At 40.0% G+C, this 14676-nt stretch carries 15 protein-coding genes; 2 read left to right on the top strand and 13 right to left on the bottom strand.

What is annotated here, in order from left to right:
- Positions 1-419: 419 nt before the first annotated feature.
- Positions 420-1040 (bottom strand): YczE/YyaS/YitT family protein, encoded by a 621-nt coding sequence (locus IGI52_RS24825; protein WP_438782664.1) that lies wholly within the window; start codon positions 1038-1040, stop codon positions 420-422.
- 14 nt (positions 1041-1054) lie between these two features.
- Positions 1055-1603, bottom strand: coding sequence for a helix-turn-helix domain-containing protein (locus IGI52_RS24820; protein WP_438782663.1), 549 nt, complete (start codon positions 1601-1603; stop codon positions 1055-1057).
- Positions 1604-2091: 488 nt separating this feature from the next.
- Here IGI52_RS24820 and IGI52_RS24815 point away from each other — a divergent pair, with 488 nt between their 5' ends.
- A complete protein-coding gene (locus tag IGI52_RS24815) occupies positions 2092-2919 on the top strand; it encodes a manganese catalase family protein (protein ID WP_048719534.1) in 828 nt (275 codons plus the stop codon).
- 92 nt (positions 2920-3011) lie between these two features.
- On the opposite strand, the gene IGI52_RS24810 is transcribed toward IGI52_RS24815, so the two are convergent.
- From IGI52_RS24810 to IGI52_RS24795, 4 genes are all read right to left on the bottom strand, one after another.
- Positions 3012-3806, bottom strand: a complete 795-nt coding sequence (locus tag IGI52_RS24810; protein ID WP_438782662.1) for an SDR family NAD(P)-dependent oxidoreductase — start codon at positions 3804-3806, stop codon at positions 3012-3014.
- 351 nt (positions 3807-4157) lie between these two features.
- Positions 4158-5165 (bottom strand): NADH:flavin oxidoreductase, encoded by a 1008-nt coding sequence (locus IGI52_RS24805; protein ID WP_438782661.1) that lies wholly within the window; start codon positions 5163-5165, stop codon positions 4158-4160.
- A gap of 162 nt (positions 5166-5327) precedes the next feature.
- On the bottom strand, positions 5328-5822 hold the full coding sequence (locus tag IGI52_RS24800) for a GNAT family N-acetyltransferase (RefSeq protein ID WP_137439031.1): 495 nt from the start codon (positions 5820-5822) through the stop codon (positions 5328-5330).
- A 60-nt stretch (positions 5823-5882) separates the two neighbouring features.
- Positions 5883-6329 (bottom strand): MarR family winged helix-turn-helix transcriptional regulator, encoded by a 447-nt coding sequence (locus tag IGI52_RS24795; RefSeq protein ID WP_438782660.1) that lies wholly within the window; start codon positions 6327-6329, stop codon positions 5883-5885.
- 317 nt (positions 6330-6646) lie between these two features.
- Here IGI52_RS24795 and IGI52_RS24790 point away from each other — a divergent pair, with 317 nt between their 5' ends.
- Entirely contained in the window at positions 6647-7294 is a 648-nt protein-coding gene (locus IGI52_RS24790; protein ID WP_048719539.1) for a FusB/FusC family EF-G-binding protein, read from the top strand.
- A gap of 200 nt (positions 7295-7494) precedes the next feature.
- On the opposite strand, the gene IGI52_RS24785 is transcribed toward IGI52_RS24790, so the two are convergent.
- The 7 genes from IGI52_RS24785 to IGI52_RS24755 form a co-directional block, all read right to left on the bottom strand.
- Entirely contained in the window at positions 7495-8442 is a 948-nt protein-coding gene (locus IGI52_RS24785) for an ROK family protein (protein ID WP_438782659.1), read from the bottom strand.
- 8 nt (positions 8443-8450) lie between these two features.
- Complete coding sequence (locus tag IGI52_RS24780; protein ID WP_438782658.1) at positions 8451-9362, bottom strand: sugar phosphate isomerase/epimerase family protein; 912 nt, start codon at positions 9360-9362, stop codon at positions 8451-8453.
- A 15-nt stretch (positions 9363-9377) separates the two neighbouring features.
- Positions 9378-10433: a Gfo/Idh/MocA family protein gene (locus tag IGI52_RS24775; RefSeq protein ID WP_438782657.1), complete on the bottom strand. Its 1056-nt coding sequence runs from the start codon at positions 10431-10433 to the stop codon at positions 9378-9380.
- A gap of 17 nt (positions 10434-10450) precedes the next feature.
- Positions 10451-10840 (bottom strand): C-glycoside deglycosidase beta subunit domain-containing protein, encoded by a 390-nt coding sequence (locus IGI52_RS24770; protein ID WP_438782656.1) that lies wholly within the window; start codon positions 10838-10840, stop codon positions 10451-10453.
- Positions 10841-10852: 12 nt separating this feature from the next.
- Complete coding sequence (locus IGI52_RS24765; protein ID WP_438782655.1) at positions 10853-11863, bottom strand: sugar phosphate isomerase/epimerase family protein; 1011 nt, start codon at positions 11861-11863, stop codon at positions 10853-10855.
- Between the two features lie 79 nt (positions 11864-11942).
- Positions 11943-13037: a Gfo/Idh/MocA family protein gene (locus tag IGI52_RS24760; RefSeq protein WP_438782654.1), complete on the bottom strand. Its 1095-nt coding sequence runs from the start codon at positions 13035-13037 to the stop codon at positions 11943-11945.
- Positions 13038-13254: 217 nt separating this feature from the next.
- Entirely contained in the window at positions 13255-14649 is a 1395-nt protein-coding gene (locus IGI52_RS24755; RefSeq protein ID WP_016178628.1) for an MFS transporter, read from the bottom strand.
- Between the last annotated feature and the right edge of the window lie 27 nt (positions 14650-14676).

Raw genomic sequence — 14676 nt, 5'->3', positions numbered from 1 at the left:
TAACGTCCTATTCAAAATATAAACTTTAAAAGAGCAAAAAAATAAAGACCTGCTATCATAAACAGATCTCTCATTTCGTATTTTTCATCCCAAAATACACGCCGAACATTGCTTCTTGTTTTCTATTCATTTAATTAACGGACTTTAGAAAAAAATTATTTTCTTGTCAACTAACCTTTATATTTAATTTACAAATAAATTTTTATTGATAACCTAAAGAAACGTTGTTATTCAAACGTTTCTTTAGAAGAGGCCATTTTCTATTGTTATCAAATGTTTTTTTGTCACATTCGAGAGGAGTCTGACTATATGTTAAAAAAATCTGGTTTTCATTCCTAAATAGGAGCTTCTGACCGCAGCTACAAAAAAACGAACCGCCTATAAAAGACAATTCGTTTTTCTTTGGATTAAATTTAGCTTTATAATGTTCTCACGGTATCCACGATGCTTTCATGCTCAATGTTCGTAACATCAAAGTGCAAAATATTGAAGGTCGCCTCTAAAATGAAGCTGATTCCAAAGACCGAAATAACTGTTCCGATTCCCACCTTTGCTCCCAATAGCCAACCAATCAGCAGAACCGTGCCCTCGATTACACCTCGAACAATTCCGATGGGAACCTTCGGCAGACGTTTTCCCAACGCAACCATCAAAGCATCACGCGGCCCGCAGCCAAGCGAAGCCCCGATATAAAAATAACTCCCAATGCAAATCGACAGTTGTCCAAGTAACAGCATCAAAACGCCAGAGAAAAAATTGTTCATTTGAGGAATCAGATCCACGAAAGTTCCAATCAGAATCGTGTTAAGAATTGTTCCAAAGCCAATTTTTTCCTTTAAAGCCACGTCAATCACTAAAATGACAAATCCGCTAATGATCAAAATATTGCCATACGTTTGGTCTGTCAGATAAGCTAATCCCATACTGAAGGCCTCCCAGGAAGCCAATCCGATATTTGCCTGAATCGTTAAAAATGAACCCAATGCGAATAAAAACAAACCAAATACCAACTTCACCAACCGAACACTATACCCTTTCATTCAATCCCCTCTTTCTACTCCCTAAACATCAGCATCAAAATATGTGTTTCCTCATTCATCGGGTTGGCATACTTGTGATTGCAATTCGCTAAAAATTGGATTGCTTCTCCTTCTTCTAGTTCAAAACTCTTTTCACCAACCTGAATAGCCAATACCCCTTGTGTACAAATAATATATTCTCTGATTCCGGCTTCATGATATTCAGATAAGCGCTCCGAGTGAGGTGCGATCACATGACGCATCATTTCAAATTTTTTATCCGGATCAAACTCAAACAAATTATACGTATCAAACCCTTTTGAAGTTGAATAATGCTTACTATTACTTTTTCTGATTACTGACACATCCGGTGTTTCTATATAAGTCAGCTGGGCTAAAGGAATATGAATTCCTGTACAAATTTTCTCTAGCATCGAAATCGTCGGACTTTTAGCGCAACGCTCGATCTCACTTAGCATACTCTTACTAACGCCGGACAATCGCGCCAGATCATCTAAGGTCAGATTTCTTTCTTGGCGAATTCGTTTAATATTTCGACTGACAATTTCATTTGCTGAAATCATAATATCCTCCAATTACTATCTCGAATAAAATCCACTATAGTGTAAATTTAATAGATAACACCGTGTTTGTCAACATCATTAAAGGCTGAGCTTTATGTTTTCCTTAATTCCAAATACACAACAAGCGCTTGAAAATGTGTTTATTTTCTCCTATACGCGTCCCCATTTTTACTCTTTTAAGCATATTTCTGTTCAAAAAAAAAGTTATCCTTTACACTATTTTATACAACAAGCATTACTTTATAGATAAACAGATTAAGTTTCTTATTATTTCCTTCGTATCTTTAGAAACTAATGTAAGAGCTAAACGATCGTTAGTAAAGCATTTTTTAAATTTATAAAGTTACCAAACAAATTTTTACTGGTGAATAAATAAGCTTTTATTGACGTATTTTAGCTTTTTACTATTCAATAAAATCACCATCCAAAACCAAATACAATGAACTGTTATTGGTTCATGTAAAAAATAAATAGGAGTGAATATTGATATGTTTTTACACAAAAAGGAATTACAGTTTGAAGCAAAACCGGATAGTCCGAATCCTCTAATTGCGAAGTATCTTCAAGAATTGATTGGTGGACAATACGGCGAAATGAGCGTTGCTATGCAGTACCTGTTCCAAGGCTGGAGCATGCGCGGAGAAGAAAAATACAAAGATATGCTGATGGATATCGCAACAGAAGAAATTGGCCACGTAGAAATGTTGGCAACGATGGTGGCTCGACTTTTAGAAGGCGCCCCTGTTGAAGATCAAGAATCAGCAATGAAAAATGATCCTGCTATTGGCGCTGTAATTGCTGGTATGAATCCGCAACAGGCAATTGTTGCTGGCTTAGGACCACGTCCTGCTGACAGTGTAGGAAATCCTTGGAGCGGCGGTTATATTATTGCCAGCGGTAATTTACTAGCCGATTTCCGAGCAAACCTAAATGCGGAATCCCAAGGCCGCCTGCAAGTAGCCAGAATTTACGAAATGATTGAAGATAAAGGCGTTAAAGATTTACTATCCGTACTATTAGCCCGCGACAGCTATCACCAAAACTTATGGGCGACTGCTGTCAAAGAACTAGAAGAAAAGGAAAAGAGTATTTTAGTTCCTAGTACGTTCCCAAGAGAGAATGAACGTTTAGATATCGCTTATGATTTCTACAACTTTTCTGAAGGCGAAGAAAGCAAAAAAGGCAGCTGGGCCAAAGGAAAAGCATTAGACGGTGAAGGTGAATACAACTACTTGAAAGAACCAAAAGTAGAAGGAAAAGCCCCTAAGCTTGATCCTGTTACACCTAAAATGTACGGTACACCCCCAGCTAAATAACAATATTAAAAATGAACCCTCAGCGATTTTCTCTTGAAGGTTCATTTTTTTGTGTTGTTTTTTTACAACATGCTATCCATAAATAAATCGTTCTAGAAAATTGTCGGTACCAATCCACCATCTAGACGTAAGGCTGCTCCTGAGAAGGATCGCGCATAAGGGCTGGAAACAAAGGCTGCAAAGCGACCGATTTCTTCTGGACGGATCAATCGTTGAATTTGAGACAATGGTCGATGATTTTTCATAAAATCGCTTTCCCATTCACTTTCAGGGATATCCGTGTCGCTATACATATCCACCAACATCTGCTGCACGCCTTCAGTTAAAGTGGAGCCTGGCATGATGGTATTGACTGTTACATTGGTTCCCTTTGTCAATTTAGATAAGCTTTTAGCTAAAGAAAGGTTCATCGTTTTGGTCAAGCTGTATTGCGGCATTTCACCAGAGGGCATAATCGCCTCTTCACTCGCAATGAAGATAATCCTGCCAAAATCAGTCGACAACATTTCAGGTAAATAAAACTTCGCCAGTGCATTGCCGGAATAGAAGTTTACATCAATGAAATGCTGCCAAAGCTCATCTGTTATTTCAAAATAATCCTTTGGCTGAAAAATGCCCATGTTGTTGATCAAAATATCAACTCTCGGATAAGCTTCAAACAGTTTTTGACGCTCGTCTTCCTTAGATAAATCATAGGCGGCTGCCTGTGGCGTTGTTTGCGGGAATTGTTTCTTTACTTCCATTACTACTTCATCCACTACCTGACTATTGCGACCATTTACGATGACATTTGCCCCTTCTTTTGCCAATTCCCAAGCAATCGCCTTACCGATTCCTTTAGTTGAACCGGTGACCAATACGGTTTTTCCTTTTAAATCTAGTTCCATTTTTTTCTCCTCCAGTAATGCCTCCATTAAAAATCGATGACATTTATTCATAGTAACCGAATTCTAATCGCTACTAAGAGCAACTGTCAATTAGTTGAGCTTCTATCGAATTTAATTATGATGAGAATTTACTACCAGATCCTTCAGGAAATTTTTTTGTCCGCAAACACTTCATGATAGAAGTATGTATAACTGCCTGCTGCTAAATTCGCTTGTTTTCTTTAAAAAATGTCAATCTTCAATCGATAAACATAGCCAGTAAATCAAAAACTGACCCACCCCATAATTGTTAGTCTAAAAAAACTAATTTTCCGGAATGGCTCATAAGCTTCTACTAAAATAGCTTTGACCTTATTTATCTAGCAGCAACATCGTCCGCTTCGCCCACTCTGAATCCTTCAAAATCGCCCGACCAACACCAATCATATCCGCTTTTTCTTCCTGCAGAAGTTTTTCCGCAGCTGCTGCATCAATAACTCCACCTGTTAAGAGCACCGGGATCGACACCTTTTGCTTGATTGCTTCTGTCAAATCACTAAAATAGCCCTGAACCGAATTATTCGGATTAATATATGAGGTAAGTCCGCCGGAAATATCTAGTAAATCAATACCGGCCTGCTCAAATGCTGCCCCGGCAAGAATACTATCTTCGATCGTGGCACCTCCAGTTGCATAATCACTGGCACCTAGTCGAAGCGCGATCGGAAAATCTGAGCCTACAGCTTGTCGAACGGCAGCAATGATCTCTAAATGCAGCCGGATTCTTCCTTCAAGCGAATACCCATTGTATTGATCCTCTCGCTTGTTAGTTAATGGAGAATAAAATTGAGTCAGTAAATAGGCATGAGCAGCATGGATTTCTACTCCATCAAAACCAGCTTTTTTTGCTCTTAAAGCTGCTGCTGCAAAATCAGCAATAACCTTTTGAATGTCTGCTGAGGTCATTTCAATCGGCAGTGCTTTGTTTTTGGCAAATTTTGGATGGTCGACGGAACTCGCGCTTTTTGGCAAATCGCCAATGATTTCTTTTTTGCTACGGGCACCGGCATGATTAATTTGTGCAAAGACTTTGCTGCGATGTTGATGGATCGTCTTTACTAAGTTTTTCAGACCAACAATATCACTATCTTTAGCAATTGACAGCTGGCCTTTGCTGGCTTTTCCTTCTGGACAAATATAACTATGCTCTAAAATAATCAAACCGATATAACCACCTGCTGATTTTTCTGCATAATAATCGCAAAGTGCTTCAGTCACCTCTCCGTCTCCCTTTGCTTTTTCCGTTGCCATCGGTGGCATAACTAGTCGATTCGCTACATCTAAACAGCCAATTTTGATTGGTGATCCTAAGAAACTCATCTTTTATCCTCCTCTGTCATCGAAATTTCCGATTCATTTATGCCTTCAGTTTATCAGTTTGGTACAAACGATCATAGTAGCTTTTGAAATATTGGTACCCCTATTCCCATAAACAAAAAAATCCTCCTAGCCACTATGAAAAGTGTTTAGGAAGAATTTTACTTACTCTTTCGTCAACTCACGCATAAAGAAAACCGTATCCACATCCATCAAATGATAATCTTTTGGCATCTCTGATTTGTCAATTAATTGAAAATCATGCTTCTTATAAAATTTCTGCGCTGCTTTTAACACCTCAACCGTGCCCAGATACAAACGTTCATAACCTTGATGCTTGCAATAAGCAACAAGCGTCTCTAGCAACTTGCGACCTACTTGCTTTTCACCGCGAAACTCCTTAGCTGCAAACATTTTCTTGATAGCTCCGCAATGATTTTCCAGCTTAACTAAGGCAATCGTTCCAATGACCTGATCATTGAAAAGGGCTACCCAGAAATTTCCGCCTGTGTCGATATATTCTTGCTTGATTCTTAAGAGATCTGGCTGATCCTCGATACTAATATCGATATTAAATTCGTCACGTTGAATCGGGAGAATCAAATCAACGACTTGCTGTGTATATTTCTCTTCAAATGGAACAATCTTTATCTCACTCATCCAAATCACGCCTTTATAAATTTTAGTGTTTTTTCTGATTAATAATAGATGATAAAAATTTTACTGACCACTTTCCAGCTCATTTGGTACGACTCGATATAAAATCTTCTCGATGGTTTTCATGGCAATGACTAACTCCTGATAGTTTGACTCATCCAGAGGCGCTAATAGCTCCAATACTTTTTGATCCGATTGTTCTTCAACATATTTATTTAATTCCAGACCCTTTTCACTAAGAAAAAGATGCATACTTCTGCTATCATCAGGATTTTTCTTTTTAGAAATATAGCCCTCTCCTTCTAGCTTACTTAATTTTCGACTAAGGTAACTTTTTTTGATGTTCAAACATTTTGTCAGTTCATTCGCGGTAATACCGGGGTGGCGACCAATTTCCCCTAAAATGCGCATTTCTATCATTGAATAATTCAGATCAAAGACTTTTTGATCAAACACTCCGAGAATTCTTGTGTAGTAACGATTGAACCTTCTGACATCACGGGTATCCAAAAAGGGACACCTCCTTTTGCGGAAATAGTTTACTTTATCAACTTTATCAAAGTATAAACCATTTAGTTTACTTTATCAACTATCTTGCGATAAAAAGTGGCTTCTCCTAAATTATCGGTTAATCAGAAGAAAAGACTTGTAGAAATGCGAAGAATGATTTATTCTATCGGAGGTACGAATCATGCAACATTAGGAGGAGATCATGATGACACATTCATCTTGTATCGTACGCTCAAAGAACTATCTTACTTATTAAACGATTAGTTCTTTGACGGAAAAGCAATTTTCCTCAAAGAAAGAAATGAGGAAAATCAACAATGAATACAGAAAATAACGTTTTAACCCCTTATGAATACTGGTATTGCAAGCAGCAGATCAGCGAACTTGTCAGCGCCTATCATTCCGTAAACGACAAGCAAACTGTCGTCACTTTACAAACATTGATTCAAGGAAAGACCGAAGAATTTTTCGGCCGCAATCCTTTACTCGCCGCATATTGGGAACAGTTTATGAATACCGCTCTCACACGCGACAAATTCGAAAAGCTGTTTGAAGAGATGAAACAATTCGTTATTCCGATGGCTATCCCATCAACGAAGCAGATTGAAAAAAGCTTTCGTAAAGTCAAGAAAATGCAGCATCCTGACCTGGAAGCGAAAGATTTTCGAGAATTAAGCTATTTAGGCTGGAACGATAGCGGCACCAATCGTAAATACTTGCTTCGTAAAATCGACGGACGTTTTGTCGGTGCCTATGGCAGCTTTAGTACTGATGTGCAAAAAGGCCATTGTGCCATCTGTAATCAAATCAGCACCGTCGCTTTCTTTTTGGCAACCACCAAATCCGCAGGAGACGGAACCTATACCAAAAAAGGCAACTACATTTGTACGGATAGCGATCAATGCAATCGCCAGCTGACACAAATAGAAACCTTAGAGCGTTTTTGGTACACAGTAACAAAATAATCAAATTAAGAGAACGGTTGTGACAAAAGTGACTAGCTGCAAAAAAAATCGGCTTGTTTTCGAAGAAGCTACTTTTGGAAAACCATTTGTTCGGAAAAAGGAGCTGCGACATGACTTTTGTCACAGCTCCTCTTTTTGCTCTTATTTAAAGCTAAAACACCTTGTTACCTTTCAACTGAACTCAAGGCAACAAAGTGTTTTTATACTATTTTATTTTTGATCAAATACGCATAAACCGCCCCATAGATTCCGGCTTCATTCCCTAGCTGCGCTTTCTTTACGGAGAAATGTGCTTTGATTTGCGGAAACACATACTCCTCTAGCTTTTCCGTAAGTGGCAGCAGCAATTGCTCGCCGGATTCAGATAGCCCGCCACCAATCACGATTTCTTCTACATCAATCGTGTTCATGATTCCTGCTAAGGCTTGACCTAAGATATCGATGAATTCTTCCAATACTGCCTGTGCGTGGACATTCTTTTGGGCTGCTTTCTCAAAAACCATTGGCGGCGTGATTTCCCGCCACGTTTCATTGACTTCCACCAGTTTCTTTCGCATGCTTAGCGCCAATCCGTTGGCAGAAGCAAAGGTTTCGAGGCAATTTCTACCACCACAGCCGCACAATCGCTGTTCGTCAGAGCGAATAGGAATATGGCCAATCTCTCCACCAGAAGAGTGACAACCATTCAAGACTTCACCATTTAAAACGATGCCGCCGCCAACACCTGTACCTAGTGTGACAAACAGCAGATTCACGTTACCCTGAGCAGCACCCTTCCACATTTCACCTAGCGCTGCCGCATTTGCGTCATTTAATAGACACACGCCTATACCTAAATCGGTTTCGATTATTTCCTTTAATGGCAAATCCTTCCAATCCAAATTGACTGCTTGAACGACCGTTTTCCCATCTGGTGAGATCGGACCCGGCACACCGATTCCGATTCCTTTAACCGTCGCTAGTCCAGTATCTTCAAGTGTCATTCGAATGGAGGCGCAAATCTCCTTAGGAATGTATTTCCCTTTTTCTGCAATATTGGTTGGGATCGACCACTTCTTCTCGATTGTTCCTGCATCGTCCATCAAGGCAAACTTGATAGAGGTTCCACCGATATCGATCCCAATTAGTCTATTTTCTTGTGTTTTCATTCCATCACCTAAACAAAATTCCGTAAGTAATGAGTACTTTGTTTGATGGAACGTTTGACATCTTCATAATCAGACTCATACGCCCGATCCTCTACTTCAATACAAGTATAGCCGCTATAGCCAACATCGGTTAACGCCGAAACATATTTTCCCCAATCAACATCGCCTAAGCCTGGTAATTTCGGTGACATGTATTCTAACGGAGTCGCCATCACGCCGACCTTTTGAAGCTTGTTCCAATAAACTTTGATGTCCTTATAATGAACATGGAAAAGCTTGTCATTGAATTCATAGATCGGAGCCAAATAATCCATTTGCTGCCAAACAAAATGTGAAGGGTCGTAATTTAAGCCGAGATAATCACTGTCTAAAAGGTCAAAGATTTTTCGGAATAATGCAGGGGTTGTCATCAAATTTTGACCGCCTGGCCATTCATCTTCGGTAAAGAGCATCGGACAGTTCTCAATCGCGATCTTGACTTTTTGCTTTTCCGCATACGCTAAAATCGGCTTCCAAACTTTTTCCACTTCCTTCAAATTTTCAGAGATTGTTTTTGTAGGCATCCGTCCAATAAAGGTCGTCACCAAGTTTATTTCCATTAATTTCGCCGCATCGATGACTGAATAGATATGATCAATCACTTGCTGACGTTTTTCCAAATTCTCGTCTAACGGATTTGGATAATAGGCCAAGGCCGAGATTGCAACCTTCTTTTCAGCAGCGTAGTCCTTATATTCCTCTGCTTGTTCCTTTGTCAGATTATCTGTGTCAATGTGTGAAACGCCCGCGTAGCGACGCTCTGCTTTTCCAGCAGGCCAGCAGGCAACTTCCACACAATCCAATCCATTTTCAGCAACGATATCGATCATCTCATAAAAATCACTTTGATCTAAAATCGCTGAAACCAATCCTAATTGCATGTTCCTTCCCTCTTTCTATTCAAAATCTACCGAACGGTGTTCCTTCGCTGACACGCGAATCGCATCCAACAGCTTCATTAAACGCAATATTTCTGTTGGTTTAACCACTAATTCGCCTTCGCCAGCCACATAACTTCTGTATTGATCAAAAAACATCTCATGATTGACCGAAACCTCAGGAAGTTCTTCGGTGACTAGGCGGCCTTCTGGCGGTGGGCCAAATGAACGGGTCGGACCGGCTGCCGTCATAGTAATCTTGCCTGGAACATTCGTTAACAATTCACTGGTTCGCACGATTTTCCCTTGCGGATTAAATCCGTCCACGTATGCACTGCCCTTATTTCCCCCGACAAACCAATGGCGTTCAAACCATGAAGCTTCATCTTTTAGAAAATATGTCCCTAATTCTACTTGACCAGTGATTCCACTATCAAAATAAAGCTGGATATTGAAGTAATCGTCGACGTTTTTATTAATGATATTTCGCACATCCGCATAAACCGTCTTCAATTTCCCTGGAATCATCCACAGCATTTGATCCAGCAAATGTACGCCCCAATCATAAAGCATCCCGCCGCCAAACTCCGGATACACATGCCAATCGTGCATGTTTCCATTAAAGCCGTAGAGACAATTTTTAATCGTATAAATATCGCCAAGCGTCTGACTGTCGACGACTTCCTTCATCAAACGATAATCCTTGTCCCAACGACGTTGATGATGAATCGTAAAGCGCACACCCGCTTTTTCAGTGATTTCCATCATTTCTTGAAATTCTGTGCCATTCATCGCCGCTGGTTTTTCCAAAATAATATCCTTTTTTTCTGCAGACGCTTTTTTCACCATCTCTAAATGCAAATGATTCGGCACCGCGATGATGACTGTGTCAATGTCTTTTTCTGCTAATAATTGATCGGCCTTCAAAAAGGTTTTTACGCCTTCGTCTACTTCCTTTAGCTGGTCCTTATTGATATCACACACAGCGATCAAGGTTGCATAATCTAATTTTTTGATGGTTTGCGTATGAGTCTGACCCATGAAACCATGTCCAATGATTCCAAAATTTAACATCTTTCTAACCCCTTCTCTTAAATCGTCACCGTTCGTTCTTTCACACCGACTAACGGCACTGGAATATACGCTGTTCTAGTAGCCACGGTCAATTTTACTTGATGATCGCTTGTTGATAGTCCGCCTGGTTTTAAGACGCGAATATATAAGGGCTCACCATATTCCCATTTATAACTGGTAACAGTTGTTGCTTCTTTTAAATAGAACCAATCTTGCTGATCAATTGAAATTTGGATGTCTTCTGTTGAGACTTCCGTATCATCCACCGCGACTTTAATAAATTCCACCATGGAAAGAGGGACACCACGATAATACGTAATCAGCGTTTGTAATTCGAAACCAATTACTTCGCCCTTTTCTTCAATATTTTTGCAAGTTGCATCCTTAAACACATTATTGTCAAACATTCTTACATCCTCCTATCCTTGGATCTCTTTTAAGCACGCCTGCAAGTATTTTTGGTTTGCGGCCACTTGTTCTTTTTCCTGCATTGGTTTGCCTGGCAGTGTAAAGCGATTGCCTTCATATTCTGTTGCCACGTAACCGTCGTAGTTTTTTTCATGCAGGTATTCTAAAAGTCCTTTGTAATCCATTGAATATTCGGGACCTTCGGGGGTCATTTCAAACATTTTGATATGGAAATGCTTGATGTACGGCATATACTCATCCATCACGGTAAACGGATAATTTTCATAGCCATCGCAAAGTGGCGCAAACATTTGATCTTCTTTTGTTTTAATAACTTTTTTAAAGTCTTCTGGATATTCGCCATTGTTTTCTTTTACGACACGGTGAAGGTCTGTTCCCTGTGCAAAGATCTCATCTAAGTAAGCAAACATTTCTGGGCTTGCGCCATTATTGATTTCATAATTCACCACTACTCGCGGGAATTTTTTACAGAAAATTCCTGTATCGATCACTAATCCGATATATGGTGAATCTAAGCGTTTCATTTCTTCGATAAAGTGAAGCGTCTCAGGTTCATCAAAGGCCATGCCAGCATGGATCTCCAAAGCAATCGTCACATCGTATTCTTCACAATAAGGCAGCAGCGGTTCACAAACCCAATAAGGCACCATCGATACCAAACGAATCAATTTAATTCCCAAACGATTGGCCTGTTTGATTTCTTCGATCAATAACTCAATACACTCGCGTTTTGTTAGACTGCGATTGTTATAGAGATTGGTATTTAAAAAAACATCCGCGATAACCGGCTTAATTCCTGTTTCTTCTAAAAGCTGATGCCAATGGGCAACGTCCTCTTCTGTCGGATGCGGGGCTTTTTTGATCATTTGATCTGGTAAAATCTCGACTCCTTCAACCTTGTGTTCCTGCAAAAAGTGCATCAAATCATCTAGGTTCATGCGATGATTTAAGTATTCATCCTGTAAACTATATAAACTTACAGCCGTTTTGATTTTCGACATTTGTATTCCTCCTACGAATAATTAATAAAGATGATGGGACGAACGACTGCTTTCAATTGCGCTCGTCCGCCTCATTAAATTACAGTTCCACAACTTTTCCAGTTTCTGCAGATTTGTAAATGGCTTCTAAAATTTGTGTCACCACAATTGCTTGTTCTGGTTTTACCAACGGCTCTGTATCATTCAAAATCGCTTCAACCCATTGCTTCGCTTCTGCGTCTTTTTGCTCCAAGCTACTGCCTTCAAAGCCAAAGACGCCGCCAGCATCGGAAGGTTGTGTTTGCTCCAATTGGTTGTGGGCTGCTTTGTTAAAGACCACGTACCCTTGATCTAAGAAGGCTTTCCCGAACATTTCCGCGCCGCCTTCTGTCCCGCAAAGTGTGACCTGTGCTTCCTTCGGATTGATCATATTCAAGGCCCAAGCCGCTTCCAAGAAGATCGTTGCCCCATTTTCCATTTTGATTAAACCGAATGCGGAATCTTCCGTTTCAAAGGATTCCGGCTCCCACGGTCCAAACATATTCGCCATTGGATTATCCTTCAATTTTTGGTAGGTCGAGCCCAAAACCATTTTTGGTTTGTAATTATTCATGTACCAAAGGGTTAAATCTAACGCATGGGTACCGATATCAATCAACGGACCGCCGCCTTGTTTTTCTTTATCTGGGAAAACACCCCAGGTCGGAACACCTTTTCTACGAACCGCATGAGCTTTTGCAAAGTAGATTTCGCCAAGCTCGCCTTTACTGCAGGCATCATAGGTTGCTAAGGAATCCGCACGGAAACGGTTTTGATATCCGATCGTTAATTTTTTGCTTGTGCGTTCTGCGGCCTCCAGCATTTTTTTCGCTTCTTCATAGTTGATCGCCATTGGCTTTTCACACATCACGTGCTTACCGCTTTCTAAGGCATCAACCGTAATAAATGAGTGAGAAATATTTGGTGTCAATACATGTATCACGTCAATATCAGCTTGCTTCACCACTTCTTTGTAGTCTTCTGTAACTAATGCATCGGCAACACCATATTCTGCCGCCGCAGCTTCTGCCCGTTCAATGATCGTGTCGCAAAAGGCCACCAATTCTACTTGATCCGCTAATTTCGCTAACGCTGGTAAATGTTTTTGGTTGGCGATCCCGCCGCACCCGATAATACCGAATTTTAATTTTTTCACGTTGTTTTCCTCCTTGTTCGTTTTTACGCTGACATCCATACACTATTAGCCAGCCGCAATCATTTTATTGACTGGCTAAATGGATATCGCTTACAAAATCTAGTTTACTGAATGATGGCTTTTCGTACTCTTCAAATCGTACGTTTAAAGATCAAACATTTTTGCACTATATCTTCATTCTTTTTATAATGCACAAATTTATACCATACTTTTATGCTCAATCATTGATATTCTCGCGTTTTTTATCTAGTTGCGCACGAATATCATCCGTATCCTTGTCGCTTAAGTTCCATAACAGACAAGCCAATGCAGCAGCGAAAAATAGGATTGCTGGAATCAAATTAACCACTAGATTGATACCATTTTTAGTCGCCATTGATTGTTCCATATTGGCCCGATAGCCGAATGAATGCAGCAGCATGATTCCTACCGATGCTCCGATAGCGTTACCAATTTTTGTCGCTAATCCATAAGTCGCATAAGCAGTCCCGTCTGTTCGAACCCCTGATTTCAATTCTTGGTAATCTACAGAATCCGCCACTAATGAAAGTGAAATCGGAAAGCCCATATTGAACAATCCAAAAATTACATGACCGGCAATAATCATTGGCAAGTTGTCAAAATCAGCAAAGTATACGACGAGTAAACCAATCCCTTGAAGAATCAAGGAAACCATCAACACATTACGTTTCCCAAAACGTTTAACCAAAGGAACAATTGCTAATGAACAAAGCGCTCCGCCAATGGATGGAATCGTCATGAGTAAGGCAATCAAGGTAAACGCACCTAAACAATAAATGACATAAAAAGTTGTTACAGCGATTCTTCCCATAAAAGCAGTCATTTGCAAAATCATGATAAGAAAAACGATCATTAAGTATTTATTACCAATCACATTTTTAATCGTGGTACGAAATGGTACTTTATTTTCATTTCTCATCGGTTGAACAACTTCTCGAGATGTCGCGAATACCGCGAAAAACAACGGGATCGAAATTACCGCATAGATCAACGCTGTCATAAAATAGCCTCGACCAGTTGCTACCTGCGAACCATCTGAAAATGCCAGCATAATAAACGAAGACAATGAGTTCACAATGATCATTCCGACATTCATCCCAACCGAGCGCCATGCATTTAACTGATTTCGTTCATTGGCATCTTCACTCATCACCGCCGCCAAAGCCCCATAAGGAATATTCACTAATGTGTAGATCATTCCAGCGATGATATAAATGACCGCTGCCCAAATGATACCTGCCGTTCCATTTCCAAACGGACCGGTGAAAGTCAAAACTGAAAACAGAGCTAAAAATGGTGAGCCAAAAGCAATATAAGGGCGGAAACGACCTAACTTGCTTCTTGTACGTTCAGCGATCATCCCCATCATCGGATCATTGATCCCATCCCATAAACGGGCAATTAGCATAATCATCGAAACTGCAACCGGAGCCAAACCAACAATATCCGTATAAAAAACAGTCAAATAAGTGCCGACAAATGTCCAGACAAACTGGCTAGCCAAGTCACCCAATCCATAAGCAATCATAGAAAATTTCGTTAAACCCTTTTTCTCCATCTTCATTCCATTTTCAAAGACATCTTTTTCCATGTGAACCTCCTAGAATAGTTGTATTTG

This window comes from Enterococcus sp. DIV0187, from assembly GCF_051713785.1.
GTDB classification, from domain to species: Bacteria; Bacillota; Bacilli; order Lactobacillales; family Enterococcaceae; genus Enterococcus_A; species Enterococcus_A avium.
This window is presented reverse-complemented; position numbering and strand designations above follow the sequence as displayed.

Bases quoted from the DNA above. Each gene is read 5' to 3' on its own strand.
- IGI52_RS24820 (WP_438782663.1), bottom strand. From the start codon at position 1,603: ATGATTTCAGCAAATGAAATTGTCAGTCGAAATATTAAACGAATTCGC.
- IGI52_RS24800 (WP_137439031.1), bottom strand. From the start codon at position 5,822: ATGAGTGAGATAAAGATTGTTCCATTTGAAGAGAAATATACACAGCAA.
- IGI52_RS24780 (WP_438782658.1), bottom strand. From the start codon at position 9,362: ATGCAATTAGGATTGGTTTCAGCGATTTTAGATCAAAGTGATTTTTAT.
- IGI52_RS24790 (WP_048719539.1), top strand. From the start codon at position 6,647: ATGAATACAGAAAATAACGTTTTAACCCCTTATGAATACTGGTATTGC.
- IGI52_RS24770 (WP_438782656.1), bottom strand. From the start codon at position 10,840: ATGTTTGACAATAATGTGTTTAAGGATGCAACTTGCAAAAATATTGAA.
- IGI52_RS24785 (WP_438782659.1), bottom strand. From the start codon at position 8,442: ATGAAAACACAAGAAAATAGACTAATTGGGATCGATATCGGTGGAACC.
- IGI52_RS24775 (WP_438782657.1), bottom strand. From the start codon at position 10,433: ATGTTAAATTTTGGAATCATTGGACATGGTTTCATGGGTCAGACTCAT.
- IGI52_RS24815 (WP_048719534.1), top strand. From the start codon at position 2,092: ATGTTTTTACACAAAAAGGAATTACAGTTTGAAGCAAAACCGGATAGT.
- IGI52_RS24805 (WP_438782661.1), bottom strand. From the start codon at position 5,165: ATGAGTTTCTTAGGATCACCAATCAAAATTGGCTGTTTAGATGTAGCG.
- IGI52_RS24765 (WP_438782655.1), bottom strand. From the start codon at position 11,863: ATGTCGAAAATCAAAACGGCTGTAAGTTTATATAGTTTACAGGATGAA.
- IGI52_RS24825 (WP_438782664.1), bottom strand. From the start codon at position 1,040: ATGAAAGGGTATAGTGTTCGGTTGGTGAAGTTGGTATTTGGTTTGTTT.
- IGI52_RS24755 (WP_016178628.1), bottom strand. From the start codon at position 14,649: ATGGAAAAAGATGTCTTTGAAAATGGAATGAAGATGGAGAAAAAGGGT.
- IGI52_RS24810 (WP_438782662.1), bottom strand. From the start codon at position 3,806: ATGGAACTAGATTTAAAAGGAAAAACCGTATTGGTCACCGGTTCAACT.